Source organism: Actinoallomurus acaciae (genome assembly GCF_042429965.1).
Taxonomy (GTDB): Bacteria; Actinomycetota; Actinomycetes; order Streptosporangiales; family Streptosporangiaceae; genus Actinoallomurus; species Actinoallomurus acaciae.
Genome location: NZ_JBHLZP010000623.1, coordinates 1 through 4,340 on the forward strand (window position 1 = coordinate 1; position 4,340 = coordinate 4,340).

The window sequence follows — 4,340 nt, forward strand, 5'->3', positions numbered from 1 at the left end:
TCGGCGAGCCCGTCGACCTGGGCGTCGCTCAGCCGGCCCGCGAGCGGCGCCCCGTCCAGGCGCGCCATCGTCACGCTCGGCGGGTCCGCCTCCAGGTCGGCCCGTACGGGGGCGGGCGCCAGCCCGGGGGCGTGCTCGGCGAGCAGGGTCAGCGCACGCCACTCGCGCCGGTGTTCGTCCTGGTCCCACCGGCGAAACCGCTTGACCACGGTCGTGGAGCCGACCTCGACCGCGTGTGTGTTCGCCATCGCCCGCTCCGCTCCGCCGACCCGGTCGCGGGTCGCGACCGGACGTCCACCGCCACCAGGGGACGTTGCCCGGCTTCTTGATGTCCACATGAACCGGCTCACCCGGCCTGGCGCGTGCATAACGGCGGATCACACGCCCGGTGACCCGGTCCATCCAATCCAGACGGTACAGGCGATCGGCGGACCAACACCCGGCGCACGGCGGCCAGGTTCAACCACAACAGGACGGCGATCCGGCCCGGACCCCACCGGCAGGTCACCCGAACCTTGATAATCCACCATCCGATACGAGTCGAGGTACGCCGAGGACCGGTGTACGGGCGGCTGAAACGATCGGCCACCCCAGCCTGCCCACAGCCGCAGTAGCGACCCACCCACCGTTTGACGAGCGTGAGCAAGACCTAGAACCACTCCGCAACGGCCCACCCTCACCAACAACAGCCGGCCAGGCAAAGACGCCCGGCCTCAGTCAATGGCGCGTTACGGCGCGGCATGAGGGCCTTCCTGGCCGATGTAGATGCCGCAATCCACACCGAGCCAGAAGACCCTCACCCACATCAAGACCATCCACCCGCGCCGCCGAACCAACCTCCGCGGCCACTACACCTAGCGGGCGGTGACCCTGATGGTCACGGTCGCGGTCCGCGTCACGGCGGGGAGCCGGGTCGTGTCGATCGCCAGGTACTCGCCGTCGTCCTGCGTGCCGTTCGGCAGCGTCTTGACGTGCAGCCGGAACGGCGGCGTGTCGTTCGTGACGCCGTCGATCCCGAAGTCGTTGTCGTTGCTGACCACGAGCGTGCGTCCGCCGTCGGTGGTCGCGACCCCCTCGACCTTGTCGTGGCCGAAGAAGCCGCCGCTCGGGTCGAGCCGCGTCAGCAGGGCGCCCAGGTCCAGGCCGAGGGACTTGCGCACCGGCGTGACACCCACCTTGGCCAGGTCGGCCCGCGACTGCGCGGTGTCGTCCTTGCCGACGTACGCGTCGATGCTCTTGCCGCCGACGAGCAGGCCGCCCCTGGCCGCGTCGTACGTGGCGCCGGGCACGGAGGCGGAGGGGCCGACGTCGGTCGCGCCGGCGAGGTCGATCGTGAACAGCTTCTTGTAGGCGTTCGGCTCGAAGCCGCCGTCGCGCTCGTCGACGAGGAACCGCGTGCCGCCCAGCGCGGTGATCTCGCTGACCGCGCCGCCGTTGTCCTTGGGGTCATCGAGCAGGTAGACGTACTCGTGCGTCGCCCGCGTGCGCAGGTCGTAGGTCACGATGCGCAACGTGGTGATGTTCGCCGGCTTGGCGGTGACGTCGGGCTGCTGCAGCGCCGACTGCATGATGCCGACGAGTGTCCGGCCGTCCGGCGTGACGGTCAGGCCCTCCATGCCCTTGTTCGGCACGCGATTCGCCAGCTCGCGCGGAAGGGAGCCGTCAAAGGGCGAGAGCCGCCGGAGCGCCCGTCCGTTCCGGTCGAAGTGCGTGATGAACGGGCCGTACTCGTCCGACACCCAGAACGTCCCGTCGGGCAGGGCGACCAGGCCCTCGGAGTCGTAGCCGGACTCGTTCGGCGCGAGCGCCTCGCCGTTCAGGTCGACGAGCTTCTCCCCCGTGGTGGCCTCGGGGTTGACGCGCCCGGTGTACGGGGTGCCGTCGGCCTCCCTGAGCGGGATCTTCCGCTCCAGCGTCGCCTTGCCGTCGGCGAGCCGGAACCGGCCGATGGAGGGCGTGAAGCCCGGTAGCGGGAGGATCTTCTCACCGTCCGGGCCGTCGACGTTCGGGCCGCGGTCGGTCAGGCCGTAGTACTCGTCGCGCGAGCCGGGCACCGGGGCCAGCGACGAGCCGTATGCCCCACCGGTGATCTTGACGCCCCCGATCGTGGCGAGCGGCGGGAGGTGCGTGGGGTACAGGCGGACGGCGTCGGTCACCGTGTAGGTGAACGTGTCGGTGCCGGTGAAGCCCGCGGCCGGCGTGTAGCGGAAGGTCCCGTCCGGGTTGAGGCTGAGCGAGCCGTGGGCGGGCGAGGTGTGCGAGGTCAGCGTGATCGGGTCGCCGTCGTCGTTGCGGAACAGCCCCGGGGACCGCAGGGTGTGACCGGCCCGCACCCGGTAGGTGTCGTCGTGCGGCGCGAGCGTACGGCCGTGCGCGGCGGGGACGGCTCCGGCGGCGCCGCCGAGTGCGAGGGCCAGCGCCACGGCGGCGGTGGCGGTGACGGTGGTGGTGTGCAGGCGATTCATCCGATCCTCCCCGGCTCGTCCCATGACGTGCCGACCGAGCAGTTTGATCAACGCGGGTGGACGGGCATCGTCGGCGGAGCGGCCGGGAGATTACTGACACGCGACGCTTGGCGCCGTACGCCCTGGTCAGAGGCGGGGTCATTTGCGTCGTCTTCGGTCTTTATCCCGTCACGCGGTTGATGTACCCTCAGTGACGGAACCAGTACAGTAGGTTATTCGGGGCGACAGGGGGTGGCGCGGCTCATGGCGCACGCGCCGCCCGGCCCCACGATCTCCGATCGATGGCAGTCCTGCCGACACACCGCTCGCCCAGGCACTGATTCCCCAACTTTGGAGACGCCACCTCATGTCGATGACCGCACCGGTCTCCGGCCCTCCTGTCTCCCGGCGCTGGATCGCGCTGGTCTTCATCGCCCTCGCCCAGCTCATGGTCGTCCTCGACGCCACCATCGTGAACATCGCCCTGCCCTCGGCCCAGCACGCCCTGGGCATCTCCGACGCCGACCGGCAGTGGGTGATCACCGCCTACACGCTCGCGTTCGGCGGCCTGCTGCTGTTCGGCGGCCGGGTCGGCGACCTCATCGGCCGTAAGCACGCCTTCCTCATCGGGCTCGTCGGGTTCGCGGCCGCCTCGGCGGTCGGCGGCGCCGCGAACGGTGAGGGCATGCTGCTGGCCGCGCGCGCCCTGCAGGGGGCGTTCGGCGCGCTGCTCGCGCCGTCCGCGCTCTCCCTGCTCGCCGTCACCTTCACCGCGCCGGCCGAACGGGCCAAGGCCTTCGGCATCTACGGCGCGATCGCGGGCGGGGGCGCCGCCCTCGGCCTGATCGTCGGCGGACTGCTCACCGAGTACCTCGACTGGCGCTGGGCGCTGTACGTCAACGTGCCGGTCGCCGTGGTCGGGCTGACCGGCGGCATCGTCTTCGTCCGCGACCCGGTCGCCGACCGGTCCCACTCCCGCCTCGACCTGCCCGGCGTCGTGCTCGTCACCGCCGGCCTGGTCGCGCTGGTGTACGGCTTCACCCGCGCCGAGTCCGAGGGCTGGGGCGAGCGCGGCGTGGTCGGCCTGCTCGTCGGCGCGGGCGTGCTGCTGGCGGCGTTCGCCGTCGTCGAGGCCCTGACGCGGGCACCGCTGCTGCCGATGCGGGTGATCCTCGACCGCAACCGGGCCGGCGCCTACCTGTCCGTCGGCCTGTCGGTGATCGGCATGTTCGGCCTGTTCCTGTTCCTGACGTACTACCTGCAGACCGTCAAGCGCTACTCCCCCGTCGAGGCCGGCCTGGCGTTCCTGCCGATGACGGCCGGCATGATCACGGGCTCGACGCAGATCTCCGCGCGGCTGATGAACCACGTGCCGGCGCGCCTGCTCATGGTGCCGGGCCTGCTCGTCGCGGCCTCGGGCGTCGTGCTGCTCACCCGGTTGCAGGTCGACAGCGCCTACGCCGCCTCGGTGCTGCCCGCCCAGTTACTCCTGGGCATCGGGCTGGGCACGGCGCTGATGCCGGCGATGAACCTCGCCACCGCGGGTGTCGACACGCACGACGCCGGCATCGCCTCGGCGATGGTCAACACCTCACAGCAGGTCGGCGGCTCGCTCGGCACCGCACTGCTGAACACCATCGGCGCCACCGCCACGGCCTCCTACATCGCGGCCCACGCGCAGGGGCCGCCCTCGCCCGCGCTCACCGCGGCCGGACTGGTGCACGGCTTCACCGTCGCGCTCTGGTGGGCGGTGGGCGTCATCTGCCTCGCCGCCGTCGTCGTCTCGGTGCTGGTCAACAGCCGGGGCGAGCGCCGTGCCGCCCGCGTCGTGGCCGAGCCCGGCGTACGCGAGGCGGTGGTGACGGCCGAGGCGCCGCCGCCGGCGAGGGAGCTCGC

Annotated in this window: 2 protein-coding genes and 1 pseudogene; 1 reads left to right on the forward strand and 2 read right to left on the reverse strand. The window is 71.6% G+C overall.

The window, feature by feature from the left end:
- Together ACFFNX_RS43520 and ACFFNX_RS43525 are read right to left on the reverse strand one after the other, a co-directional pair.
- Positions 1-248: pseudogene (locus ACFFNX_RS43520) on the reverse strand (hypothetical protein); the annotation flags it as partial.
- 606 nt (positions 249-854) lie between these two features.
- Entirely contained in the window at positions 855-2,465 is a 1,611-nt protein-coding gene (locus ACFFNX_RS43525) for an esterase-like activity of phytase family protein (protein ID WP_378212115.1), read from the reverse strand.
- Positions 2,466-2,817: 352 nt separating this feature from the next.
- Here ACFFNX_RS43525 and ACFFNX_RS43530 point away from each other — a divergent pair.
- The coding region (locus tag ACFFNX_RS43530; protein ID WP_378212116.1) for an MFS transporter at positions 2,818-4,340 on the forward strand (1,523 nt) is incomplete at its 3' end.